We start from the raw sequence: 23,436 nt of genomic DNA on the forward strand, positions 1-23,436 counted from the left end.
GGTGGACGCCGGTAGCGCGTACGAACGGCTGATGGGTGTGCTGGACGCGGGCGGTGCGCGGTACCGCGTCATCGACCACGACCCCGAGGGGCGCACCGACGAGGTGAGCGCGCTGCGCGGGCACGACCCGGCGTGCGCGGCCAAGTGTCTCGTGGTGATGGTGAAGCTGGACAAGCGCACCAGCCGCTACTACCTCGCCGTCGTGCCCGGCGACGCCCGGGTCGACCTGCAGGCCCTCAAGGCCCTCGCCGGCGGCACCTACGCCGCGTTCGCCTCCACCGACAAGGCCGAGACGCTCGCCGGCAGCGCGAGCGGGACGATCCTGCCGTTCAGCTTCCACCCCGACCTCACGCTGATCGCCGACCCGGCGCTGCTGAAGCATCCTGAGCTGTACTTCAACGCCGCCCGCCTCGACCGCTCCCTCGCACTGTCCACTGAGGACTACCAGCGCCTGGCCGAGCCGGCGTTGCACCCGATCACCGCGTAGGGGCTCAGATCCAGCGGTTGCCGAGCCACATCCTCGCCAGCCACTGGGCGTACGTGATGGGGGAGCCGGCGTAGATCGGGTAGAAGTAGGCGAAGCACGCGGCGACGAGCAGCACGTAGATGCCGGCGATCCACGCGCCGACGACGCGGCGCTCGCGGCGGGGCGGGCCGATGATCGCGCCGAGCACGTAGACGACGGCCAGCACCAGGAACGGCTCGGCGGGCAGGGCGTAGAAGTAGTACATCGTGCGGTGCGCCAGCATCGACGGGAACCACGGCAGGATCCCCGCGAGGGCGCAGGCCATGAACAGCCAGGCGCGCCCGTCGCGGCGGGCGGTCGCCAGCCAGCCGAGCGCCACCAGCGCCGGCAGGAACGACCACCACAGCAGCGGGGTGCCGAGCAGCAGCACGGACGACACGCAGTTGGCCGCGCCGCACGGGCCGGTCTGGTCGTAGGCGAACAGGACCGGCCGGCCCAGCAGCAGCCACTGCCACGGCCACGACTGGTAGGGGTGCGGCGACTGCAGCGTGGAGTGGAAGCCGTAGGCCTCCTGGTGGTAGTGCCACAGGTTGACCAGCGCGTCGAACGTGCGGTCGTGCGGCAGGCCGTGCGACTCGGCGTACCAATGCCGGAAATAGCCGTCGTCGGAGGTGAACCAGCCGGTCCAGGTGCCCAGGTAGGCCACGGCCGCGAGGGCGGCGAAGGCGAGGCCCCACCCGGCCGCCGGGGCGAGGCTGTCGGCGACCCAGTGCCGCACGCCGGCGCTGCGGCGCGCGCTCATGTCGAAGACCGCGACGAGCAGCGCGAAGAGGATGAGGTACCACAGCCCGCTCCACTTGACGCCGCAGGCGAGCCCGAGCGAGACGGCGCAGGCGATGCGGTACCACGGAAGGGCGAACCGCGGCCGGGACTCGGGGTCGCCGCCGGCCTCCAGCAGCGCGAGCCATCGCCGGCGGCGCTGCTCGCGGTCGAGCACCAGCAGCAGGAACGCCACGACGATCCAGAACATCAGGAACACGTCGAGCAGCGCCGCCCGCGACAGCACGAAGTGCATGCCGTCCAGCGACATGAGCAGCCCGGCGGCGGCGGCGAGGATCGTGGAGCGCAGCAGCCGCCACGCGGCCATGGTGACGAGCAGGATCGAGGCGGACCCGATGAGCACCGCCATGATGCGCCACCCGAAGGCGTTGTAGCCGGACACCTCCTCCCCGACGGCGATCATCCACTTGCCGAGCGGCGGATGCACGACGTACTCGGGCGTGCCCTGCTCCGGCACCCACTCCACGCCGCGCTGCAGCAGGTCCTGCGCCTCGTTGGCGTAGTAGACCTCGTCGAACATGACGTCGCGGGGCCGGTCGAGGCCGACGAGCCGCAGGGCCAGCGCGATGCCCGTGACGAGGGCCGCCGCCCACCAGAACGCCGCCGGATACCGCCCCGGCCCGCCGAGCCGCCGCCGTACGACGGCCGGCACCACCCCCGTGTCCATCGACCGATCTTAGGACCACGGGCCGATCGAGTTGGCGTAGCGGTAGTTGCGGTGCGCGACGAGCAGGCCCATCGCGATGTGCATCGGCAGGACGAACCGCAGCGCGTCGCCGTAGCCCGGGTCGGCGATGAGCGCGGCGTACCCGAACGCGGGGACGACGAACACGCCGAGCGCGGTGAGGCGGAAGGCGAGGCGGCCCAGGTCGGCGGAGACGACGTCCAGCACCATCAGCTGCACGACGGCCACGACGAGCATGGCGACGTGTAACGGCAGGGTCCACACGAACGTCACCAGCGCGCCGCCGAACACCTCCGGCGCGCCCGTGCCGCCCGCCGCCACCAGGACGGCGAGGGTGCCGAGGTCGAGCGCGAGGTACAGCGCGAGGTGGAGAAACACCCACAGGCACCACGGGGCGTCCTCGACAGGGTTCTTGAACACGTTCAAAGTGTGCGCCACGGCGGTGCCGGGGTGCAATCCGCTATCGGGCAGGGCCGGCCGCGGCTCAGCCGAACGGCAGGGCGCCCCGCAGCCGGCCGGCGACGCCGCGCACGATGGAGCGCGGCCGCTGCTGCTCGCCGGCCAGCGCCGAGACGGCGATGAGCGCGCCGGTCAGCGCGGGTATCGCCCATTGGACCGCCTGCTGCCGGCGCTGCGCGGTGCGCACCGGCGCCGGCGTGGCGGCGGCCGGCTCGGTCGGCCCGGTCACCGGGACGTCACCCGCCTCCTCCAGCTGCTGGCCGAGGTGGCGGCTGTAGGCGGTGGCCGCGAGCGCGGCCGCGGTGAGTCCCGTCTTCACCGCGCTCATGGTCCCCACGCCCCGCTGCCCGGCGATCCGGCCCCGGTTGTCGACCAGCAGGCCGGCGGCGCCCACGAGGTGTGTGCCGATCGCCGTGAGGTTGACCGGCGCCCACCGGTCCCAGCCGGCGGATGAGATCTGCAGCCGTTCCCCCGGCAGCGGGGCCTTGGCCGCGGCGCCGTTGAGGCCTACCGCGCCCATCAGCGAACCGCCGAACCAGGCGGCGAGGCCCGTGTCGTGCATCGAACGCAGGACCGTTGTGCGCTCAGACATGGTGAACTCCCCTCCTGCGGTGCAAGTCGGTTCAGCCCCGTCCGTTACCCGCGGCACGCCGGTCGCAACATCACGGGCGCCCGGCGGCGGCAACGACTCCCGGAAAGACCATGGGCCTCGTCGCCGCCGCGCCGGTGGCCGCCGGGCACTTGGCCGCTTGCGAGGGCACGCCGCCGATCCCGCGGTGAGTGGTGCTACACGGTCAGCCGCGGGTCCCGCGCGATCTCCACCAGCGTGTCGAACGGCAGCACCGGGTCGGGCTGCTTGCCCGGGTTGACGTCGGTCTGCCCGCCCTGGTTCGCGGCGACGATGAAGATGGTGATGCCGTCCGGGCGGTCCACGATCACGTAGTTGTCCGCGATGCCGTTTTCGTGGATGACGCGGCGCAGCACGTGCGTGCCGTCCGGTTGGGTGGTGTCCGTGCACGCGCCGGTCTCGCCGGTGGTGCACGGGTTCATGGGGTTCCATTGCGTACTGCGGCGCCCGACGTTGATCGCCACGTTGCCCTGCCCGGTCGGGCCGTGCAGGTTCGCCGAGCCGTAGTAGCTGTCGTTGCCGGAGTAGTACAGGTACTTCATCTTGAACGCCGGGCCGTCCGCGCCGGCCGACAGCGTGTACCCGGGCGCGTGCTGCTGCACCACGTCCTTGACGACCTGGGACAGATGCTTCTCGGTCTCCCGGGCGACGTCGGCCGGCGTCGAGTTGGTGCCGGCGGGCTGCGGCGGCCTGCGGCCCGCGGATGCGGACGGGGAGGCCGGCACGGACACGGCCGCGGACGGGGCCACGCTCGGCCGGTCCGCGACGGCCGAGCCGCCGTTCTTGCCGGTGGCGGTGCCGGCGGCGATGGCCACGCCGACCGCCACGGCCGCCACGCCGCCGCCGGCACCCGCCACGGCCAGCCGGCGGACCATCGCCCGCCGGCGCCCCTGGACGATCAGCCGGTCCACGTCGATCGGCGACGCCGGCACGACCCCGATCGCATCATCGAACTCTGTCTTCATGATTGCACCCCTGACACGTTGGAGATGGCCGCTCGCAACGTCTCCAGCCCACGCGCGGTCTGGCTCTTGACGGTGCCGGTGGAGATGCCCAGCATCTCCGCGGTCTCCTCGACCGAGTGGTCGAGGTAGAAGCGCAGGATGAGCACGGCGCGCCGCTTCTTCGGCAGCGTGCGGACCAGCGCCAGCAGGTCCCCGTGTTCGCCGGCCGGTGCCGGCGCGACCTCGGCCACGTCGGGCAGCCGGTCCGTCGACACCTCGCGCCGCCATGGCCGGCGCCGTTCGTCCAGGTAGGCGTTGACCAGCATCGCCCGGACATAGGAGTCGACGTTGTCGGCCTGCTGGGCCCGCCGCCACTTGTCGTAGAGCTTCGCCATCGTCGTGGCCACCAGGTCGTCTGCGGTATGCCAGTCATGGCACAGCAGATAGGCGGTCCGTCGCAGGACATCCATCCTCAGCGTGACGTACTCGCGGTACGCCGCCTCGTCGCTTCGCTGCACGCCCGTTCCCTTCCGTTGCCTCTAACCGCGGGACGGAACGAGCGCCCGATCAGGTTGCTTTTCGCCTCGGCCGGTCGCGTCAGCCTCGGCGCCGGTGCTCGGGGCGATGCTGGAGCCCCGCGGCGTGGAGGTCCAGGGCGAGAACGCCGGCGGACAGCGCGGTGGCGACCGTGAGGCCGACGCAGGTGCAGTCCAGGACCGGGTGGTAGAGCGGGATGGACAGCACCGTCGTTGCGCTCGCCGGGTCCCAGACCCGCAGTGTGCGGTCGGAGCCGCCGCTGATCAGGTACGCCTGACCCTCGAAGGTCAGGCTGGTGACGACGTTCACGGTGCCGGTATGACCGACGAGCGTCCCGACCTCCTGATCGTCCTGGAGGTCCCAGATCCGGACGGTACGATCCGCGCCGCCGCTGGCCAGGTACTGCCGGTCACCCAGCCGGAAGCCGGTGATGCTCTTGATCTCCCGGCCGTGGCCGGCCAGCGTGCTGCGGACCTCCAGCTTCACGGGATCGACGATCCGGATCGTGCGGTCGGTGCCGGCGGCGATCAGGTCCCCCTCCGGGGCCGCAACGACGGCGAGCGCGCCGACCGGCCCGCCGTTGAGCTGCCGGCGGCGCACGCGCGCCGATGCCCGGCGGCCCGCGAGCGGATCCCAGCACCACAGGGCGCCGTCCTGGCCGGCGCCGGCCAGGTACTGGCGGCGGCCGTTGCGCACGGCGGCCAGGGCGTTGATCGTCCCGGTGTGCGTGGCGAACTCGAGCGCCGGTCCCTCGCCTCCCGGCTCGGCGACGTAGACCACGCCGGCGTAGCTCGCGGCGGCGAGGTGATAGGCGCCGCCGTGTTCCAGCACGCACAGGGCCTTGCCCGGTCGTGCCGGCCCTCTGCCGCGCTTCGCGCGAGTCCGGGCGGACCATCACCGCGGTGCCGGTCGTGAGATCCCAGAGCTTCACCTGGCCGGCGGCGCCGCCGCTGGCCAGATAGGTGGTACCCGCGACGACGACGGTGCACAGCGCGTTGACCTCTCCGCCGTGGTCGCTGAAGAGCAGCTGCTCGCGTGCGCCCGTAGCGGGATCCCACACGCAGATGGCGTCCTCCTGGCCGGCGCTGGTCAGGCGCACGGAGCCCGCGACCACGATCGAGCAGACCGCGTTGACCTCCGCGGCGTGGGCCCGGATGGTGCGGATCTCGTGGCCGGTGGCCGGGTTCCAGATGCGGACGGACCCGTCCTGCCCGCCGCTGGCCAGCAGGGACGAGCCGTCGACAACGACCTGGCAGATGGAGTTGACCGCGCCCCGGTGCCCGGTGAGCACCCGCTCCTGCCGTCCGGTGGTGACGTCCCAGACCCGCACGGTGCCGTCGCGGCCGGCGCTGGCGAGCTGGGTGACGCCTTCCACGGTGATCGGGCAGACGCAGTAGACGGTCGCGGTGTGCCCCTCCAGCACGGACCGCTCCACCCGCGAGGCGACCACCGCCCAGCGGGCCCGGTAGGGCACCTGCTCGCGGAGGCCGAAGCTGGGCAGGTGCAGCTGCTCGAGCGCCTGGGTGACGCTGAACAACGCCGCCCGTTCCCCGGCGGCGGCGGTGATCGCGCGGGGTGTCAGCTGCAGCAGGCGCGCCCGCGACTGGCCGGGCCCGGTGGCGGCCCGCTCGGCGAACATGACGAGCCGCGTCAGGTCGGTGGCGAGGAGGTAGTCGTCGTCGCTGAGCAGCGCGTCGATCACGCCCGCGCGGTCGGCGTGGGTGGGCAGCGACTGGCGCAGGTAGCGGTCGGTGCCGACCCAGCCGGTCGACTGGCCCAGCGTGATCAGCCGGCCGGTGATTCTCCGCTCGGCTGTGCGCCGCCCGCCCGGTCGGCGGTCCCACGCCCGCAGCAACGCGTCGTTGAGGGCCTGATGAAACAGGCGGTACTGGCCGACACCGGCGTCGTCGGTGGTCTCGATCAGGAAGTTCGCCGCGGACGTGTCCGCGAAGGCCGCCAGCTGCGCCGGCGCGATGTGGGCGCCGACCGCGGACAGCACGACCGACCAGATGTCGGCCGACATGCCCGGTACCTCGGCGAACGCCAACGCGCCCAGAACCAGCCGGGCCGGCGTGGCGCCCAGGTTCGGCAGGCGGTGCAGATAGTCGTTGAACGCGCCCTCGACGGTCGCGTCGAAGGACAGGCGGGTGGGCTCGATCGCCACCTCGTCGTAGAGCCCGCGGGCGTGGGCCACGAGCCCGGCGATCAGGAAGTTCCGCTCGGCCAGCGTCGCGATGCGCACCGCGACGGGCCGCGCGATCGCCTCGTCCGAGTACGGGTTGCCGGGCCGTTCCGCTCCGACGAGCTGCAGCGTCGCCAGGGCGTAGTCGGCGAGGTCGTCCTGCTCGAAGTACCGCTCGAGATCGAGGTCGATCACGTCGGCGGCGCTGCCGAATCCGCCGACCAGAGGCCCGCCGTCGTCGCCGCGCCGGGTCCCGACCACCACCTGGGCGCCGACGTCCCAGCAGGTCTGCACCAGCGGCAGCACCACGCGGGTGATGATCTGTCGTGACTGGGTGGCGTCGACGGCCTCGTCGAGCGCGTCGATCACCACGTTGAACCGCTCGCCCGCCCGGAGCATGAGCACCTCGCGAACCGCGGGCACGAGCTCGTCGACCTCGTCCGGCAGCCGTGCCGACGCGGCCCGGGCGATCTCCATCGCGACGTCCATCGCGGTCTTGCCCTTGGCGTGCACGGCGCACGCCACCGACCCCAGGACGGCGCGGACGTTGGTGTCCTCCGGTGGCAGCAGCGCCCGTACCCCGGGATCCGCGGTGGTGACGATCCGGCCCAGGACCGCCGACTTGCCGACGCCCGGCGAGCCGGTGACGACCAGGACCCGGCCGTCGACCTTCGGCCGCTCAAGGTGGGCCACCAGCCGCCTGAGGGCCTGGGTCCGGCCCCGGAACCGGTAACCCTGCTCGCTGTCGACGGAGACGCCGCGCCCTCGCGGCCGCCAGTGCCGACCGGCCTCGCTGTCGCGGTCGAGCGACCATCCCCACGCCGCCAGCGCCGCCTCGCCGGCCTCCGGCAGCTGCCACGCCGTCGCCGTGGGCCGGATCTCCGTCGGCAGTTCGGCCATGACCTGGCGGATCGTCACCGCCATCGCGTCGCCGACGTTCTGCCCGGACTGGTTGGCCAGCCCGACCAGGCCGACGACCGCGGCGTATCGCGGCGACCACAGGCCGCCGCCGCTGAATCCGGGACGGACCGGATAGCGCGACTCGGTGTGCAGCAGCAGCCAGCCGAAGGCCAGATCGGTGCCGACGACGCCGTGCGCCTCGGCACCGTACGGCATGTCCTGCGGGAAGCCGAAGGCCCACCACTGCTCGTCCACCAGGTCGGCGGCCGCCGGGCTGCGCAGCGGCGCCGCGACCACCTGATCCGGGACGTCCTCGGCCAGGATCAGCACGGCCACGTCGGTCTCCGGGTCGGCCGCGTAGCGCACGTCGCGCACGCGCCGCTCCACCGACCTGGCGATGCCGGCCTTGGGGAACCGGACGCTGACCGCCACACCCGCGTCGAGCGTGCCCCGCACCACGTGCGCACAGGTCAGCACCCGATCCCGATCGATGACGACGCCGGCGCCGAGGGTCCTGCGTTCCGCCCGGACCGCCTCGATGACGACCGTCCAGCGGTCTTCCGGCTGCCGGCGCGGTGCGGCCGTGGTCACCGCGGCCCGCGCCGGTGGCGGCGGCTCATGACGCGGCTGCCGCAGCCTCGCCCGAGTCCCGTCCCCAGGCCAGCGTGATCTCGAAGTTGCCTTCGGTCGCCGCCTTCGCAACCAGCCAGTTCGCCGTCCCGGTCACCTTGACGCCGAACTTCACCTCGACGCGGTCAGGTCTTGCTTGGCGCACCTGTTCCAGGACCTCCCGGGCCGCCAGGACCGCCGGCTGCACCGCGTCACGTACGCGCCCCACCAGTTCGTCGGACATGCCGGCTGGCACGAAACCCGGCACCGGATCGATCTCGAATGACACCGCCACGTCACCGACGTCGTACGTCACAACCTGCGACAAGCCGATCACCCTCCCGAATGGACAGGCGTCATTCTAGCCATTGACGAGTTGGAATCAGACGGCCGTAAATCCGGTGCCGGGGCTTCGAAGGCGCTCAGGGCCGGGCCATCGCGGTCAGGCGGCGGGCGAGCGCGCCGACCGCCTCGCGCAGCTCGGGCGGTTCGAGAATCTGCACGTCGAACCGCTCGAGCCGGGCCACGTACACGGCCAGCCAGTCCAGGTGGTCGGCGGCGAGGTGCAGCGTGCACCAGCCGTCGGCCGGGTCGGGCTCCACGCGCCCGACCTGCGGCGGGACCATGTCGCGGACGCGCTCCGGCGTGGCGTGCACGCGCAGGCGGGCGACGTGGCGGTACGGCGACTCGGCCACCGACCGCTGCACGTACCCCACCGGGTCCGGGTGCTCGCGCGGGCGGAAGTGCCAGCCGGTCGCCGCCGGCTCGCGCATGCGGTCCAGGCGGAACGTGCGCCAGTCTTCGCGGTCGACGTCCCAGGCCATGAGGTACCAGCGGCGGCCGGTGGTGACCAGCCGCACCGGCTCGGCCGTGCGCTCGCGCTCGGCGCCGTCGCGGGCGGCGTAGCGGAAGCGGACCCGCACCGCGTCGCGGCACGCGCGGGCCAGCGTCACGAGCAGCTCGGCGTCGATCTGGACGCCGGGGCCGACGAGGGTGTCGGTGGCGCCGTGCACCGCGCGGACCTCGGCCCGCAGCCGCGGCGGCATCACCTGGTCGAGCTTGGCCAGGGCCCGCAGCGCCGCCTCGCCCGCGCCGGCGACCGTGCCGGCCGACGCCAGGCGCAGCGACACCGCGGTCGCGATCGCCTCCTCGTCGTCGAGCAGCAGGGGCGGCAGGCGGGTGCCGGCGCCGAGGCGGTAGCCGCCGCCGGCGCCCGGGGTCGCGTGCACCGGGTAGCCGAGCGCGCGCAGCCGCTCCACGTCGCGGCGCACCGAGCGGTCGGTGACCCGCAGCTGCTCGGCGAGCTCGGTCGCGGTCCACGACGAGCGGCGCTGGAGCAGGGCGAGCAGCCGCAGCACCCGCTCCGTGGTCCCCTCGACGCTCACCCTTCCGATCTTTCCACGGATTACGGACCGCAACTGTCCGGGATCCGCGGCAGACTGTGGGCATGACGGATCGCCGTGAAATGCAGTTCACGTTCGACTGCGCCGACCCGGGCGCGCTGGCCGAGTTCTGGGCCGCGGCCCTCGGATACCAGGTCCAGGCTCCGCCCGCCGGCTTCGCCACGTGGGACGAGGCGCTGGAGGCCTGGGGTGTACCGCGGGAGCGCTGGAACGATGCCTCGGCGGTGGTCGACCCGGGCGGGGCGGGCCCGCGCGTGTTCTTCCAGCGGGTGCCGGAGCCCAAGCAGGTCAAGAACCGCGCCCACCTCGACGTGCGGGCCGCGCCCGGGCTGCAGGGGGAGGCGCGGATGGCGGCGCTGGAGGCCGAGGCCGAGCGGCTGGTGAAGCTCGGTGCCACCCGCGTGGTGCGCCACGAGCCGGCGCCGCCGTTCGCGGCCGGGCACATCGTGATGACCGACCCGGAGGGCAACGAGTTCTGCCTCGACTGACCCCGCGGGCTCACATCGCCGGCCGGACTGCCGGTCGGAGTTTGGTGGGCGCCGGCTGCGGCCCTGGCCTGTACATCGTGCGCAGCCTGGCCCTGGCCAACGACGCCGACGTGCGCTATGAGCCCAATCGCGGCGGCGGCTCCGTGTCCGTCGTCGACGTCGAGGCCGCCTGAGCGTCGCCCAGGGCGGCCCGCAAGGCCTCCGCGCCCGGGCCGGACAGGCGGTCCAGGGCGACCAGCCGGCCGCAGGTCAGCAGCAGCAGGGCGCTCATCGGGCCCTCGACCGCGGGGCCGGCGGCGTCGCCGGCGCGCCAGTCGGTGTCGGTGGCGCTCAGGGAGTACCGCCGCAGCGTCTTTTTGATCGGAAACGGGGGCGGCCAGCGCATCGTCCAGTTGCGGGTCGCGGCAGCGGCCGCGGCGCCGGGCGGCACGGCCAGGTCGCGGCCGAGCGGGATGGCGATGTCCTGGCCGTGCACGAGGATGTCGGTGAGCGTCTCCATCGGGGTGACGCCGGCGTTGTGCCGCCGCGAGCCGATCGTGGCGCGAAGCCGGCGCAGCAGCTCCGCGTCGCTCGTGCCGGCGGCCAGGTCGTGGGTCAGGCGGTCGATGTCGCCCCGGGCGCGCAGCAGGACCGGCAGGGCGGTGAGCAGGTCGCGCGGGCGCAGCTGCTGCAGCGTCAGGTGCGCGGCGACCTCGCGGACCGTCCACTGTGCACACAGCGAGGGCCGGCGCCACTCGTCGGGGGTGAGCGTTTCGAGCAGGTCCGCGACGGCGGTGCGCTGCTGGTCGATGACGGGCCAGAAGATCATGACCAAGCCTCCGGGGTGAGGACGGCGTGGACGAGCTGCAGCACCTGGGCCGACGGGTCGAACGCCAGGTCGGGCATCGCGAGCTGGTGCAGCATGATCCCGGTCCAGTGGTTCATGATGATCGGCGCGTCGCGGGCCGGGTCGGCGGAGCCGCTGGCGCGCATCCAGTTCATGGCCCACGCGTTGACGCGGGCGCCCGTGGCCAGGAGCCGGGCGCGCAGCGCGGGCCGGATCGCCGCCTCGAGCAGGATCGCGTAGCGGGCCAGGGTCAGCGACCGCTGCGGCCCGGTGCTCAGCCGGGCGAACCGGGTCAGCACCTCGGCGAGCTCGGCCGGCGTGGTCGGCACCACCTCCGCGGCGATCGCCTCCCAGTTGGCCCGCTCGCGCTCGGCGAAGCGCTCCACGACGCCGTCGACGAGCGCGTCGCGGGTGCGGTACAGGTTCGACGCCGATCCGGCCGGCAGCCCGGCGGCGGCGTCGACGGCCCGGTGGGTGAGCGCGCGGATGCCGCCGCCCCCGATGACCTCGATGGCGGCGTCGAGCAGCTGTTCGCGGCGCGTCGGCACGCCGCCAGACTACATCCGTAGTACCGCGGACTACAAGTGTAGTGATGGACCGGAGGTGTTGCTCCGGTTCGTCCGGGCGCCGGCAGACTTCCGGCATTCCGCCAGGTGGCCGACTGTTACGCTCGCCGACCATGACAGCTGCGCGCGTGCGCCTCGGGGTCGACTTCGGCACGTCCACCACCATCGCCATGCTCCAGCGACCCGACGCGCGCGTGCAGCCGCTGCTCTTCGACGGCTCGCCGCTGCTGTCCTCCGCCGTCCTGCTCGGCCCCGACGGCCAGCTGCACACCGGCCGCGACGCCGCGCACCTGTCCCGCAGCGCCCCCGAGCGGCTCGAGCCCAACCCGAAGCGGCGCATCGACGAGGGCGTGGTGCTGCTCGGCGCCGGCGAGGTCGGCGTGCGCGAGCTCATCGCCTCGGTCCTGAGCCGGGTCGCCCGCGAGGCCGAACGCGTCGCCGGGCCGGTCCGCGACGCCGTGCTCACCCACCCCGCCGGCTGGGGCCAGGGCCGCCGCGCCATGCTCGTCGACGCCGCCCGCCAGGCCGGCTTCGTCACCGTCGAGCTCGTCGGGGAGCCCACGGCGGCCGCCACCTACTTCGCGTACACCCGCGGCGGGGCGCTGCCGATCGGCTCGTGCGTCCTGGTGTACGACCTGGGCGCCGGCACCTGCGACGTCACCCTGCTGCGGCGCACCCCGACGGGCTTCGAGCCGGTCGCCTCCGACGGCCTCAACGACGTCGGCGGCCTCGACGTCGACGCCGCCGTCATCGCCTTCCTGCAGGCCACGTACGGCGAGCTGTGGACCTCCCCGGCGACGCGCCGCCAGCTGTGGGACGACGTGCGCTCGGCCAAGGAGATGCTGTCGCGGGCCAGCGGCACCGTCGTCATGGTCCCGGCCCTGGGCAAGGAGGTGCCGCTGGGCCGCGAGCAGCTCGAGGGCCTGGCCCGCCCGGTGCTGCGCCCCACGATCGCGATGACCCGCGCGCTGGTCAACGAGTCCGGCGTCGGCACCGCCGCGATCGCCGGGCTGTTCCTGGTCGGCGGCTCCAGCCGCATCCCGCTCGTCGCCACGCTGCTGCACGAGGCGCTCGGCATCGCCCCCGTCGTCGCGGAGCAGCCCGAGCTGGTCGTCGCCGAGGGCTCCCTCTACGTCAACCGCATGCCCAACGCCGCCGCAGCCGTGGCCGCGCCGGTCTCCGCCGCTCCTGTCTCCACCGCGCCGTACCCGTCGACCCAGACCTTCGCCGCTTCGCCCACCCCGATCTCCGCGCCGGCCTACGCCCCGTCGCCCGTGTCGCCCGGCGTGCCGCCCGTTGCGCCGCCGCCGGTGTACGCCCCGCCGCCCGTCTTCCCGCAGCCGCCGCGCCCCGCCCGGAAGGGAATGGCGCCCGCGTTAATCGTTGTGCTCGCCCTCATCGGCGTGCTGATCCTCGGCGGCGGCGCCGTCGGGGCCGCCCTGCTGTTCAAGGACGGCCCGACGAACGGGCCGGCGGGTTCCGGTCCCACCGGCGGGGGACAGGCACCGGTCAACGCCAAGGGCCCCGGCAAGTACGACCTGAGCAAGCTCCCCGAGAACGAGTGCGACGCCTCCGACGCGACCCCGTTGTACGACCTGTTCGAGGCGGAGATGACCAAGCCGACCGCGCAGCGCCAGCCCAACGCCACCGCCAACGGCAGCACGTGCGTCTACAGCCACGCGCACAACCTGAGCCAGCCCGAGGCGCAGACGATGTATGTGATGTTCCAGGTGCTCGCCTACAACGACGTCTCCCTGGCGGTCAACCAGCAGAAAACCGACACCGAGACCGCGAAGCTGGCCGGCCCCAACAACACCGTGCCCGGCCTCGGCGAGGAGGCCGTCATCTACGAGACGCCGAGCACGACCGAGCAGACCAAGGGCACGCTCAAGTTCGACCTGGTGCTGCGCGACAGCAACCTGGTGCTGCACGAGTATTTCAACGGCCAGCGCAACGACGGCGCCGCCTGGTCGCAGAAGCAGAAGAACGACGTGCGGGACCGGATGATCACCGCCGCGAAGAACACCTTCGCCAAGACCACCAGGAATATGGCCGCCTGACGCCTGTAACGTCGTGGCCCCCCGGAGCGTGTGGATGGCATCGGGCCGGTTGAATGCCGGCCGCCGTCACGAGGGCGAGGAACGGTGTGAACGTCTTGCACACCGAGGCCGGGCCGAGCCCCGACCGGGTCGCCCTCGCCGCGGCCCTGGCCAAGCTGCCGGTCAACCACCGCAGGGCGGTCGTGCTCCATCACCTGGCCGACCTGACCATCGGCGAGATCGCCCAGCAGCGCAGCCCGGGCCGGGCACGCTGACGGTGACGGTCCGCAACACCGGCAGCGGCGCCGTCGACGACGTGTCCGTGCGGGTCCTGCTCGACTTCACGCTCGCGACGTCGGGCGACTGCCCGATCGTGCCGATCGATCCCGGCGGCAACGACCAGGTGAACCGGTGCCACATCGACACGCTGGCGCCGGGCGCCGTAAGGACGTTCACGCTGCGGTACGAGTGGACGGCCGACGAGAAGGCCGGGCTGAACGGGCATTCCGGCACGTACGCGGCGCTGATCTTCGGCGACCGGCTGGTGGCGTCCTACGACCAGCTGCAGGTCCGCCCGAACTGAACACGGCGACGGCCGGTCGCCCCGTCGCGGGGTGACCGGCCGTCGGCCTTGCAGGTCTTAGTTCGCGGCGATGCCGAGGCCGGCGTCGCCACCGTGGTACTGGGTGCCCTCGGCGAAGGCGGCGTCGAAGCGCTGCTGCAGCGCGTCGAGCTCGCCGAACTCGGCCTGGTGGGCGTGCTCGCTGCCCTCGGCGGCGAAGACGTGGTCGTCGACGGAGCCGTCGTGGCTGTAGTTGGTGTAGTCGTCCGACTCGTAGTGCACGGCCGGGCCCTGGTCGAACTCGGTGTGGTGACCCTGCGAGAAGTCGGTCGAGGTGTCGGCGTGGTGGTCGTTCTCGTACACGCCGTACTGGTTGCCGTAGTCCGACTCCGAGCCGTGGGCCTGGTGCAGCTGGTCGAGACCCGCGTGCTCCTGACCGGCCTCGTAGTGGCCGTAGTCCACGTCGTGGCCGCCGTCGTACGAGCCGGTGTCGATGTCGCTCATCTTGGTATCCCCCTGGTTTCCGCTGTTTCGGCGTCGCTTGTTGACATGAACGTTAGGGACCCCCGGGCCGGTTCAAATCCCGGAAACGTGCCATCGAGCTACGGTCGTGGGATGCGCCTGGTGTCGTTGCTGCCCTCGGCGACCGAGATCGTCTACGCCCTCGGCCTCGGCGAGCGGCTCGTCGGCGTCACGTTCGAGTGCGACGAGCCGCCGTCGGCCCGCGTCGAGAAGACCGTCGTCGTCGGCGGCCGCGACACCAAGGGCATGGCCCCGGCGGAGATCGACGCCTACGTGCGGTCCCAGTTCGCCGCGGGCGCCGATTTGTACACCCTGCACGCCGGCGCCCTCGCCGCCCTCGCCCCCGACCTCATCCTCACCCAGGACCTGTGCCGGGTGTGCGCGCTGCCGTCCGGCCACGTCGAGGACGCCCTCGAGCACCTCGGCTGCCGCGCCGACGTGCTCTCGCTCGACCCGCACACCCTCGACGACGTCCTGGGCACGATCGTCGCCGTGGCGGAGCGGGCCGGCGTGCCGGAGCGGGCCGCCGCCCTCGTCGCCGGCCTGCGCGCCCGCCTGTCGGCCGTCGCCGCCCGGGTCGCCGGCCGGCCCCGCCCGCGGGTGCTCGTCGTGGAGTGGGCCGACCCGCCGTTCACCGCCGGCCACTGGATCCCCGACCTGGTCACCGCGGCCGGCGGCGAGCCCGTCGCCGCCCACCCCGGGGCCCGTTCGGTCGAGGCGGCCTGGCCCGATCTCCGGGCCGCCCACCCCGACCTGGTCGTCGTCAGCCCATGCGGCTACCACCTCGAGGGCGCCGCCGAGCAGGCCGTCCCGGTTGCGGCCCATTTTCCCGGTACGCCGGTATGGGCGATCGACGCCGACGGCCTCGTCGTGCGCCCCGGCCCCCGGCTCGTCGACGGCGTCGAAGCCCTGGCGGCCGCGCTGCATCCCGGCGCCGCTCCCGCCCCGCCCGCCGACGCCATACGGCGGATCGCCTGATGCATCGTCCGGGCGACGCGCGGCGCTGCGGCCGCGCGGCGGCCGTATCGTGTCGTGCATGCCGTCGCCGTGGGATTCGTTCCGGTCCGTCCGTGACGTGCGCCGCATCGAGGACGAATACGTCGAGATCGACCTCGGCGCCGGCCCGCGGCGCCTGGCGCGCGGCCAGCGTCACCTGGACCTCCGCCCGGGCGGCGACGCCACGGTGGCGGTCCCGGCCGGCGGCGACGTCGACTGGTCCCAGCTGGACCGGCTGCCCTCCTGCATCGCGATCGACTGGTCCGGCCCCGACCGCGGGCTGTGCGCCGCCCTCGCCGCGCACCCCGCCATCACGTCGCTGCGCTGGGACGACGCCGACGGGGCGGTCGAGCTGCCCGAAACGCTGCGCGTCCTGCGACTCTTCGCGCCGCGGGCCGGGTTCCTGGTCGGGGCGCCCGACCTGGGGTACCAACTGGATCTGCGCCTGCGCGACGCGCCGGGCGATGCGGTCCCACCCGGCCTGCGGCGCGTGCGCCGGCTCTGGATCACCGGCGGCGGCACCATGTCGGCCGCGCCGCTGGCCGCCCTCGACGACCTGGAGCGGCTGCGCCTGACCTTCACCGCCGGCCCCGGGTCCCTTGTGGACCTTCCGGCGATCGCCGGCCACGAGCGGCTCGCCAGCCTGTGGCTCGACGCCGCCTACGGCCTCGACCCGGCGGCCCTGCCCGACCTGCCGGCGCTGCGCCACCTCGTGCTGGCCCTCACCCGCCGCACGATCGCCACCACCCTCACCCGCCGCTTCGCCGACGGCCCCGTCGCGCTCGAGATCAGCGGCGCCCGCTCCGCGATGTGGCTGACCTCCAACCTCGACAACCCGTTCCGCGACTGGATCGACCGCTCGCGCCCGTTCGCCGAGGAGGCCTGCGCCGCGTACCGCCGCGCCGCCCGCGCGCTGGCCGACCCGACCCCGGAGACGGCCGAGCGCGCGCTGCGGGGCCTGATCGCGGACCTGAGCGCGATCAACGACGCCTACGACCTCATCGACACCGACCTGCGCGAGCAGGCCTGGCTGGCGTACCGCGACCTGGCCGCGCGCCTCGGCGTCCCCGCCGCCTCGGCCGAGCCCTGGTTCGACTCGGAGCGCCGCTTCTGACGTGGTGCCCCCGGCCGGAGCACGAGGACGTCACGATTGCGGGCGGCCGCCGGTTAGGTCAATGCGGCCGCCGGCACGATGCGGGCGGCCGCCGGTTAGGTCGATGCGGCCGCCGGCACGATGTGGCGGCCGCCGGTTAGGTCGATGCGGCCGCCGGCACGATGGGCGGCCGCTGGTTCGGTCAAGCGGCCGCCGCGACGATCGCCTTGACGCCGCTGCGGATCGCGTCGGGCGTGGAGGCGTCGACGACGGTGATGGGCTTGTTCCTGACGTCGCCGCCACCGACGGCGACGTGCTTGGCCGACGGGAAGTTCGCGTAGCCGGCGGCCATCGCGGCGACCGGCACGTCTCCCGCCGCGATGATGACCGTGCACCGCTGCACGCCGAGGGTGTTGTAGAACGTGAGCCCGTTCGCGGCGGTCTGCGGCCCGGTGATCGCCAGGTGCTGCACCTTGATCAGCGTCGCAACCGACGCGTCCTGCATGCCGGCCCACGCCGCCCTGGCGAGCTCGCCGTTGAGGTCCTGGTCGTCGGTGAGCAGGCAGGCGGTGGTCGCCTTGTACTGCCGCTCCCGCGGCGGCGGCGCCTCGTCCTCGGGCCACGCCAGCCACGTGATGAGGGCGGCCAGCACGACGGCGAGCGCGCCCGCCCCGATGAGCATCCGGCGACGCGTCAGGTTGTGCGGCATCGCCCGACCTCCCCGTTGTCCACCACGCGGCTTGCGACATTAGCGTTTCGCCGAGCCACCAGGAACCCTGCCCGGGCGCGGCGAATCGCGATTTGTGGATATCTTGCGTTTGGCCGGCCGTGCCCGGCGGTTGCCGTGCGCGGCGGTCAGGGCGGTGTGGGTAGCGCCGCGGTCAGGCGGCGGGCCGTCGCCGTCGGGCCGTTGGCCGTCCGGGCCTGGTGGTTGCGGCGCGGGGGTCAGGGCGGTGGGGGTAGCGCCGCGGCCAGGCGGCGGGCCTCCGTCGCGAGGCGGGACGTGCCGCGCTTCGCGGCGATCGCCTCCAGGCCCTCGATCCGCGCCGCCCCCGGGGCCGCGACCGCGGTCTCGGCGGCGAGCGTCAGCAGGTCGGGCGTGCCGCGCGGGGGAGTCTTCGCGGCCAGCAGCGCCGGCAGCGCGGCGCCCAGCAGCCGCCACACCGTGCGCGGCGCGCCGGCCGACGCCGCGTCGCGCAGCGGCTGGACGGCGCGGCCGACGGTCACGGCGCCGGCAGCCGACAGCGTGCCCAGGTGCGCGCCGGCCGCCTCCGCGTCGAACGAGCCTGCCGCGGCGAGCAGCAGCAGCGCGTCGATGGCGGCGAGGCGGTCCTGCTCGTGGCGGGCCGCGAGCGCGTAGGCGACGGCGATCGGCAGCGCCGGACCCGGATCACCGGCGGTCTCGGCGAGCAGCGGCAGGGCGCCGGCCTGGCCGCGGACGTCCATGTCGGCGGCGGCGGCGATGTCGGGCAGCGCGAACGCGGCGGCGAGCCCGCGATGCCAGGGCAGCATGCCGGGCCACAGCTCGTGCCAGCCGAACCCGCTCTCGCCCGCCGGACCGGGCCGGGCGCCCAGCAGCCCGTAGGTCTCGGCACCGGCCGGCGGCGGGCCCGTGGTGACCTGAAGGCGGGCGACGGGAAGCTCGTCATAGCCGTAATCGCAGTCGCGCTCGCGGGGGCGGCGGGCGACCAGTTCGACGTGCCACTGCGGCGCCGGCAGGCCGCCCTCGCGCAGCCGGGCGGCGACGCGGGCGGCGGTCGGCGTGCCGATCGCCTCGGCGCGGGCCGCGGACGGCTCGTCCGGGTCGGGCGGGATGCGCAGCAGCGCCTGGGCCAGGTCCCACGGCCACGGCTTGATCGAGCCGAGGGCGCCGACGCGGTCGAGCAGCGCGTCGACGTCGAGGGCGCCGTTGGCCGACGTCGGGGCGGAGAGCGGGCCGCCGGGCAGCAGCGCGCCCGCGTTGGAGCCGATCTCGGCGAGCCGGGCCCGCAGGAGGCGGTGGATCGGCGGCACGCGGCGGTCGGGGTGCCCCTCGCCGAGGACCAGCTCGCGGCGGGCGTTGGCGAGCACCGTCGCCCAGCCGCCCCGGCGCGCGTTCGCCTGCTCGGCGTCGGCGGCGGCGTGCAGCAGCCCCGTGAACGCGCCGCACAGGCAGCGCGGGTCCCAGCCGTGCTCGCCCATGCCCTGACGGTGCCGCTCGAGCACCGGCATCAGCGCGGCCCGCAGGCCCGGGCGGTCGGCCGCGGCGAGGCGCACCGCGGCGTCGAGGATCCGTTCGAGCGGCAGCAGCGCGGCGAACGGCCGGTCGCCGTAGAACGCGGCGACCTCCTCGGCGAGCTCGTCCGGGTCGGCGATCGGCGGCGGGGCGGCCGCGGCCGGCGCCGGCGGCGGCAGGTCGTCGTCCCGCGCCACGACCGAACCGGCGGCCGTGACGGCCGGGACGGCGCCACCGTGCTTGACGGCCAGGGCGGCGGCCCGGTCGCGCAGCTCGATCGCGGGATGATCGGCCGCCTCGCCCAGCACGCCGGCGATGTCGGCCGCGCGGTCGCGGTGGCGGCGGGCCAGGGCGTCCAGCCACGTGAGCTGGCCGCGGACCAGGCCCTTGTCGGGCCGGCGCAGCACGGCCCGGGACGCCTCGAGGATCGCGTCCAGCTCGACGCCGGGCGCGGCGCGCAGGAGCTTCTGCGCCGCCGTCGCCACCGAGGGCGGCGCGTCGGCGAGCAGGCGCAACAAGTCGTCGGCCGCGGCGGTGACCTCGTCCGGGGTCGGGGCCAGCTCGGTCAGCAGGGCGACGATGCCGCGCAGCGACGCCGGGCGGTCGCCGCGCAGCAGGCGGCTCAGGCAGCCGCGCAGCAGCATCGCGCGGTCGGCGCGGCCCTCGGCGGCGAGCCCGGCGATGGCCAGAACGATCGCGAACCGGCCGCCGGTGCCCGGGGCCTCGAGCTCGGCCAGCCATTCGCCGCCGCCGTCGATCGTGAACACGTGCGGCAGCAGCGTGTCCAGGAACGGGTCGTCGCGCAGCCGCTCGGCCACGGGACGGGAGCGCAGCCGCGGGATCGACGGGAACGCGAGGTCGCTCAGCCAGCCGCGGACGAACGCGTCGTGGGTCGGCGGCGGGCTTCCCGCGTGCCCCAGCAGCCGCGCGACGAAGCCCCACAGGTGGGGGTCGGGCTGACCGGTCCGCCGCATGAGCTGCTCGGCCATGCGGTGGGCGAGGTCGGGCATCCAGTCGACGCCGCGGGCGGACGCGGCCTCGATCATGGCGTCGGCCATGGCCGGGGTCGGCGCCACCCACCGGGCGGCCGCGAGGATGCGGGCCGCCGCGGCCGCCGACGGCGCGGACGCGGCCACGGCCACGCAGAGCGCGGTCAGTTCGTCGCCGGACCAGGAGTTGTCGGAGCGCCGCCTGACCCACGCGAGCAGCTCGGCGGCCAGCGCCGCGCGCTGCGCGTCGTCGAGCCCGGCGACCGCGGCGGACACCTCGGCGACCCGGCCGCGCCGGACGAGATCAAGATCGAGCGCGTTCATGGTGAAGGTCATTTGTGCCGGACCGGGGCATTGGTGACGATCGTGACGGCCAGGGCGTGCTTGCACGGGCCGCGGCCGCCGCGGTGCTTCGCCCACCACGGGCAGGTGCAGCTCAGCGCGCCGTCCGGGTGGCGGCGCACCCGATACGTCTGGTCGGCGCTGCGCACCGTCGCGGCCGACTCGCCGTCGAGGGCGACCGCGCCGGACTCGGCCAGGGTGCGGGCGCCGACCAGGCGGGGGTTGTCCCGCTCGGCGCGGGAGGCGTCGTAGGGCAGGACGCGGTGGAAGTAGGCGTTTTCGGCGACGTCGTAGCCGACGCGGCCCGCGGTGCCGAGCTGGGCCAGGGCGGCGCGGACGCGCGCGGGGTCGATGCCGGCGCCGTCGGCGAGCGTGGCGACGTCGATCGTGGGGTCCCACGACAGCAGGGTGCCGACCAGGTCGGCGTCGTCGGCCACCTCGTCGCCGGCCAGGGACGTCAGGGCGGCGCCCTCGCCGGAGAAGCCGCGGTGTGGCTCGGGGGAGAGGGTCAGGGTCAAGCGCAGCGCGCCGGTGTCCAGCTCCCAGGCGCTCGCCACCGGTTGTGACCCCGCCTTGATGGGCGGGCCGTAGACGCGGAGGCCTTTGGAGTACCGAAGAAGGGCTCGCAGCGAGGCCAGACGGCCCGCACCGGCGAGACAGACCGCGCCCGGGACGGGCCTGGACGTCAGCCGCAGGCTGCGGCCCGCGGGGACCGCCCACAGCACCGAGCGGTCGTTGGCGCCCGGCAGGCGGCGCAGGAACGCGGTCGCCTCGGCCGGCGTCAGCTCCGCGCGCAGGTCGAAGGCGGCGGAGAGCACGTGCACCTCGGCGAACCCGCGCAGCCAGCGGGCCGGCAGCGGGACCTTCTTCTCCACCACCGTGCCGTCGAGCGTGGACGCGGTGAGCTCGTCGGGGCCGACCGACAGGTGCAGCGGGTCGATGCCGGAGATGCGGGCGAGGGCCTCGCGCAGCGGCGGGTTGACGTCGATGTTGGTGGTGCCGTGCTCCAGGAGGTCGCCGTCGAGGCCGGCCGGCAGCGCGTCCAGGCGCGCGTACACCCCGCAGCACCCCGAGAACGACTCGAACCGCAGCCGGTCGGAGCTCCCCGTGACGACAGGGTCGAGGCTCGCCAGGTTGATCTGCTGGTAGTAGCGGGTGCGGGCCACGTCGGCGACGGCGAGCAGGCCCGCCGCGGCCGCCGGGGGTGTCGTGAGGAACCCCGAGAAGAAGCGTGGGTTGGCCGCGGGGCCGCCGCAGGTCTGCAGGTCGACGCCGGCCGCGCCGGCGGTGGACGGGGCGAGATAGCGGTACTCCTGGACAACGCTCACGGGGAGAGGCTAACCGGGGGGTACGACAATTTCGGGCCCCGCGAGGATAGCGGCGTGAACCGGATCCCGGTCCTCGTGCCGATCGTCGTCAGCGCCGTCTTCCACTACCTCGGCCCCGCGCTGGCGGTGCTGCTGTTCGCGCACATCGCCGCGCCCGGCGTGCTGTGGCTGCGCATCGCCTCCGCCGCGCTCGTCTTCGCCGCCTGGCGCCGCGCGTGGGTACGCAGCCGGGCCACCCTCGCGCTCGGCGTCGTGCTCGCCGCCATGAACACCGTGTTCTACCTCGCGATCGCGCGGCTGCCGCTGGCGACGGTCGGCGCGATCGAGTTTCTCGGCGTGATCGCGCTCGCCGCCGCGGGGGTGCGCACGCGCCGCAACGCCGCCGCGCTCGGGTTCGCCGTGGCCGGCGTCGCCGCGCTCACCGAGGTGCGCCTGGCCGGCGAGCCGCTCGGCTTCGTGTTCGCCTTTGCCAACTGTGCGCTCTTCATGGCGTACATCGCCATCGGGCATCGCATCGCCGCGGACGGCGACGGCATCGACCGCCTGGCGGGCGCGATGCTCGTCGCGGCGGTCGTGGCCGCCCCCTTCGGGCTGCCGGCGGCCGCGCCGGCGTTCGCGCATCCGGTGTGGCTGGCCGCGGGGATCGGGGTCGGCGTGTGTTCGTCGGTGGTGCCGTACGTGGCCGATCAGCTCGTCATGGCCCGGGTGCGCCGTTCCACATTCGCCCTGCTGCTCAGCGCGCTGCCGGCGTCGGCCACCGTGATCGGCCTGGTGGTGCTGGGCCAGCTGCCGACCTGGCGCGACCTGCTCGGCATCGGCCTGGTCGCCGCGGGGCTCGCGCTGCATCAGGAGCGAGCGGAGCCTTCGGAGCATCCCGGGAGGGGGACGGCGGCCGTCGAGCCGGACGGGTATCGTCGCGGTCAGACATGACGGATTTCGAGCTCTGCGCCGACAGCCTCGACGGGCTGAGCGTGGGGGACGCGCTGGGTGCACAGTTCTTCGTCCCCGGGACCACCTTCGAAACATTGCTTGACGGCACGGCCCCGCCGGGATCGTGGCCGTGGACCGACGACACCGAGATGGCGTGCACGCTCGCCGCCCATCTGCGCCCGCACGGCCGGGTCGACCAGGACCGCCTGGCGCGGGCGTTCGCCGAGCGCTTCGAGCCGTATCGCGGATATGGCGGCGGCGCCGTGGTCGTGCTGCGCCGCATCCGCGACGGCGAGCCGTGGCGCGAGGTGGCGCGCGACGCGTTCGGCGGGCAGGGCTCCATGGGCAACGGCGCCGCGATGCGGGTCGCCCCGCTCGGCGCGCTGCACGCCGGCGACGCGCGGACCGCGGCGCTCGAGGCGATGCGCTCGGCCGAGGTCACGCACGCGCACCCGGAGGGCATCCTGGGCGCGGTCGCCGTCGCGGTCGCCGCGGCCGAGGCCGGCTGGGCCCGCCGGGTGCGCAACCGCCCGACGCCGGCGGAGCTGCTGGACGCGGTGCTCGGGTACCTCATCGACGGCCTCGTCCGCGACGGCCTGCGGCGCGCGCGGCGGCTGCTGGGCGCGAGCGTGACCGAGGCGGCCTGGGAGCTGGGCAACGGCGCGCAGGTCCGGGCCTACGACACGGTGCCGTTCGCGCTGTGGGTCGCCGCGACGCGCCTGGACGACTACCCGGCCGCGATCCGCGCCTGCATCGAGGCCGGCGGCGACGTCGACACCACGGCGGCGATCGTCGGCGGGGTCGTCGCCGCCTACACCGGCCGGGACGGCATCCCGCCCGACTGGCTCACCCAGCGCGAGCCACTGGCCCTTGACGCTGTGTGATCG

The 23,436-nt window shown here is 74.4% G+C and carries 23 protein-coding genes and 1 pseudogene; 9 read left to right on the top strand and 15 right to left on the bottom strand.

Going from position 1 to position 23,436, the window contains the following annotated elements:
- Window position 1 precedes the first annotated feature (1 nt).
- Window positions 2-487 carry a YbaK/EbsC family protein gene (locus ACQEVU_RS16625; RefSeq protein ID WP_433324348.1) on the top strand — a complete coding sequence of 162 codons (486 nt, stop codon included), beginning with the start codon at window positions 2-4 and terminating at the stop codon, window positions 485-487.
- A gap of 4 nt (window positions 488-491) precedes the next feature.
- Here ACQEVU_RS16625 and ACQEVU_RS16630 read toward each other — a convergent pair whose 3' ends face one another.
- From ACQEVU_RS16630 to ACQEVU_RS16670, 9 genes are all read right to left on the bottom strand, one after another.
- Window positions 492-1,973, bottom strand: a complete 1,482-nt coding sequence (locus tag ACQEVU_RS16630) for a dolichyl-phosphate-mannose--protein mannosyltransferase (protein WP_433324350.1) — start codon at window positions 1,971-1,973, stop codon at window positions 492-494.
- A gap of 9 nt (window positions 1,974-1,982) precedes the next feature.
- Complete coding sequence (locus ACQEVU_RS16635) at window positions 1,983-2,411, bottom strand: hypothetical protein (protein WP_433324352.1); 429 nt, start codon at window positions 2,409-2,411, stop codon at window positions 1,983-1,985.
- 64 nt (window positions 2,412-2,475) lie between these two features.
- A complete protein-coding gene (locus ACQEVU_RS16640; RefSeq protein WP_433324354.1) occupies window positions 2,476-3,042 on the bottom strand; it encodes a hypothetical protein in 567 nt (188 codons plus the stop codon).
- Window positions 3,043-3,236: 194 nt separating this feature from the next.
- On the bottom strand, window positions 3,237-4,043 hold the full coding sequence (locus ACQEVU_RS16645) for a hypothetical protein (protein ID WP_433324356.1): 807 nt from the start codon (window positions 4,041-4,043) through the stop codon (window positions 3,237-3,239).
- Window positions 4,040-4,540 (bottom strand): SigE family RNA polymerase sigma factor, encoded by a 501-nt coding sequence (locus tag ACQEVU_RS16650; RefSeq protein WP_433324358.1) that lies wholly within the window; start codon window positions 4,538-4,540, stop codon window positions 4,040-4,042. The genes ACQEVU_RS16645 and ACQEVU_RS16650 overlap by 4 nt, the downstream gene beginning before the upstream one ends.
- Window positions 4,541-4,619: 79 nt before the next feature.
- The gene (locus ACQEVU_RS16655; protein ID WP_433324360.1) at window positions 4,620-5,045 is read right to left on the bottom strand and encodes a hypothetical protein; all 426 of its coding nucleotides are present in this window, start codon (window positions 5,043-5,045) and stop codon (window positions 4,620-4,622) included.
- Window positions 4,969-8,232: a trypsin-like peptidase domain-containing protein gene (locus tag ACQEVU_RS16660; protein ID WP_433324362.1), complete on the bottom strand. Its 3,264-nt coding sequence runs from the start codon at window positions 8,230-8,232 to the stop codon at window positions 4,969-4,971. The genes ACQEVU_RS16655 and ACQEVU_RS16660 overlap by 77 nt, the downstream gene beginning before the upstream one ends.
- 25 nt (window positions 8,233-8,257) lie before the next feature.
- Window positions 8,258-8,587 carry a CU044_2847 family protein gene (locus ACQEVU_RS16665; RefSeq protein ID WP_433324364.1) on the bottom strand — a complete coding sequence of 110 codons (330 nt, stop codon included), beginning with the start codon at window positions 8,585-8,587 and terminating at the stop codon, window positions 8,258-8,260.
- Between the two features lie 85 nt (window positions 8,588-8,672).
- Window positions 8,673-9,635 (bottom strand): helix-turn-helix transcriptional regulator, encoded by a 963-nt coding sequence (locus ACQEVU_RS16670; protein ID WP_433324366.1) that lies wholly within the window; start codon window positions 9,633-9,635, stop codon window positions 8,673-8,675.
- A 62-nt stretch (window positions 9,636-9,697) separates the two neighbouring features.
- On the opposite strand from ACQEVU_RS16670, the gene ACQEVU_RS16675 reads away from it, so the two are divergent.
- Entirely contained in the window at window positions 9,698-10,141 is a 444-nt protein-coding gene (locus ACQEVU_RS16675) for a VOC family protein (protein WP_433324368.1), read from the top strand.
- 115 nt (window positions 10,142-10,256) lie between these two features.
- On the opposite strand, the gene ACQEVU_RS16680 is transcribed toward ACQEVU_RS16675, so the two are convergent.
- Together ACQEVU_RS16680 and ACQEVU_RS16685 are read right to left on the bottom strand one after the other, a co-directional pair.
- A complete protein-coding gene (locus tag ACQEVU_RS16680) occupies window positions 10,257-10,949 on the bottom strand; it encodes a maleylpyruvate isomerase family mycothiol-dependent enzyme (RefSeq protein ID WP_433324370.1) in 693 nt (230 codons plus the stop codon).
- The gene (locus ACQEVU_RS16685; RefSeq protein ID WP_433324372.1) at window positions 10,946-11,515 is read right to left on the bottom strand and encodes a TetR/AcrR family transcriptional regulator; all 570 of its coding nucleotides are present in this window, start codon (window positions 11,513-11,515) and stop codon (window positions 10,946-10,948) included. Before ACQEVU_RS16685 ends, ACQEVU_RS16680 begins: the two co-directional genes overlap by 4 nt.
- A 131-nt stretch (window positions 11,516-11,646) precedes the next feature.
- Between ACQEVU_RS16685 and ACQEVU_RS16690 the strand changes: the two genes are divergently transcribed.
- The 3 genes and pseudogenes from ACQEVU_RS16690 to ACQEVU_RS16700 all read left to right on the top strand — a co-directional run bounded on the left by ACQEVU_RS16690 (window position 11,647) and on the right by ACQEVU_RS16700 (window position 14,155).
- The gene (locus tag ACQEVU_RS16690; RefSeq protein WP_433324374.1) at window positions 11,647-13,593 is read left to right on the top strand and encodes an Hsp70 family protein; all 1,947 of its coding nucleotides are present in this window, start codon (window positions 11,647-11,649) and stop codon (window positions 13,591-13,593) included.
- A 107-nt stretch (window positions 13,594-13,700) separates the two neighbouring features.
- Window positions 13,701-13,823, top strand: a pseudogene (locus ACQEVU_RS16695) (sigma factor-like helix-turn-helix DNA-binding protein); the annotation flags it as partial.
- A gap of 26 nt (window positions 13,824-13,849) precedes the next feature.
- Window positions 13,850-14,155: a hypothetical protein gene (locus ACQEVU_RS16700; protein ID WP_433324376.1), complete on the top strand. Its 306-nt coding sequence runs from the start codon at window positions 13,850-13,852 to the stop codon at window positions 14,153-14,155.
- A 57-nt stretch (window positions 14,156-14,212) separates the two neighbouring features.
- Here ACQEVU_RS16700 and ACQEVU_RS16705 read toward each other — a convergent pair whose 3' ends face one another.
- Entirely contained in the window at window positions 14,213-14,638 is a 426-nt protein-coding gene (locus ACQEVU_RS16705; protein ID WP_433324378.1) for a hypothetical protein, read from the bottom strand.
- Window positions 14,639-14,749: 111 nt separating this feature from the next.
- Between ACQEVU_RS16705 and ACQEVU_RS16710 the strand changes: the two genes are divergently transcribed.
- Complete coding sequence (locus tag ACQEVU_RS16710) at window positions 14,750-15,634, top strand: ABC transporter substrate-binding protein (RefSeq protein ID WP_433324380.1); 885 nt, start codon at window positions 14,750-14,752, stop codon at window positions 15,632-15,634.
- Between the two features lie 58 nt (window positions 15,635-15,692).
- Complete coding sequence (locus tag ACQEVU_RS16715) at window positions 15,693-16,766, top strand: hypothetical protein (RefSeq protein ID WP_433324382.1); 1,074 nt, start codon at window positions 15,693-15,695, stop codon at window positions 16,764-16,766.
- A 181-nt stretch (window positions 16,767-16,947) separates the two neighbouring features.
- Here the strand turns inward: ACQEVU_RS16715 and ACQEVU_RS16720 are convergent, their stop codons facing one another.
- The 3 genes from ACQEVU_RS16720 to ACQEVU_RS16730 all read right to left on the bottom strand — a co-directional run bounded on the left by ACQEVU_RS16720 (window position 16,948) and on the right by ACQEVU_RS16730 (window position 21,619).
- A complete protein-coding gene (locus ACQEVU_RS16720; RefSeq protein ID WP_433324384.1) occupies window positions 16,948-17,454 on the bottom strand; it encodes a hypothetical protein in 507 nt (168 codons plus the stop codon).
- Window positions 17,455-17,690: 236 nt separating this feature from the next.
- On the bottom strand, window positions 17,691-20,273 hold the full coding sequence (locus tag ACQEVU_RS16725) for a DUF6493 family protein (protein ID WP_433324386.1): 2,583 nt from the start codon (window positions 20,271-20,273) through the stop codon (window positions 17,691-17,693).
- Between the two features lie 8 nt (window positions 20,274-20,281).
- On the bottom strand, window positions 20,282-21,619 hold the full coding sequence (locus ACQEVU_RS16730) for an SWIM zinc finger family protein (RefSeq protein WP_433324388.1): 1,338 nt from the start codon (window positions 21,617-21,619) through the stop codon (window positions 20,282-20,284).
- 54 nt (window positions 21,620-21,673) lie between these two features.
- On the opposite strand from ACQEVU_RS16730, the gene ACQEVU_RS16735 reads away from it, so the two are divergent.
- Both ACQEVU_RS16735 and ACQEVU_RS16740 read left to right on the top strand, forming a co-directional pair.
- Window positions 21,674-22,549: an EamA family transporter gene (locus ACQEVU_RS16735; RefSeq protein WP_433324390.1), complete on the top strand. Its 876-nt coding sequence runs from the start codon at window positions 21,674-21,676 to the stop codon at window positions 22,547-22,549.
- Window positions 22,546-23,433 carry an ADP-ribosylglycohydrolase family protein gene (locus ACQEVU_RS16740; protein WP_433324392.1) on the top strand — a complete coding sequence of 296 codons (888 nt, stop codon included), beginning with the start codon at window positions 22,546-22,548 and terminating at the stop codon, window positions 23,431-23,433. Before ACQEVU_RS16735 ends, ACQEVU_RS16740 begins: the two co-directional genes overlap by 4 nt.
- Window positions 23,434-23,436: the final 3 nt, after the last annotated feature.

The organism is Dactylosporangium sp. CA-139066, from assembly GCF_050936175.1.
Taxonomy (GTDB): domain Bacteria; phylum Actinomycetota; class Actinomycetes; order Mycobacteriales; family Micromonosporaceae; genus Dactylosporangium.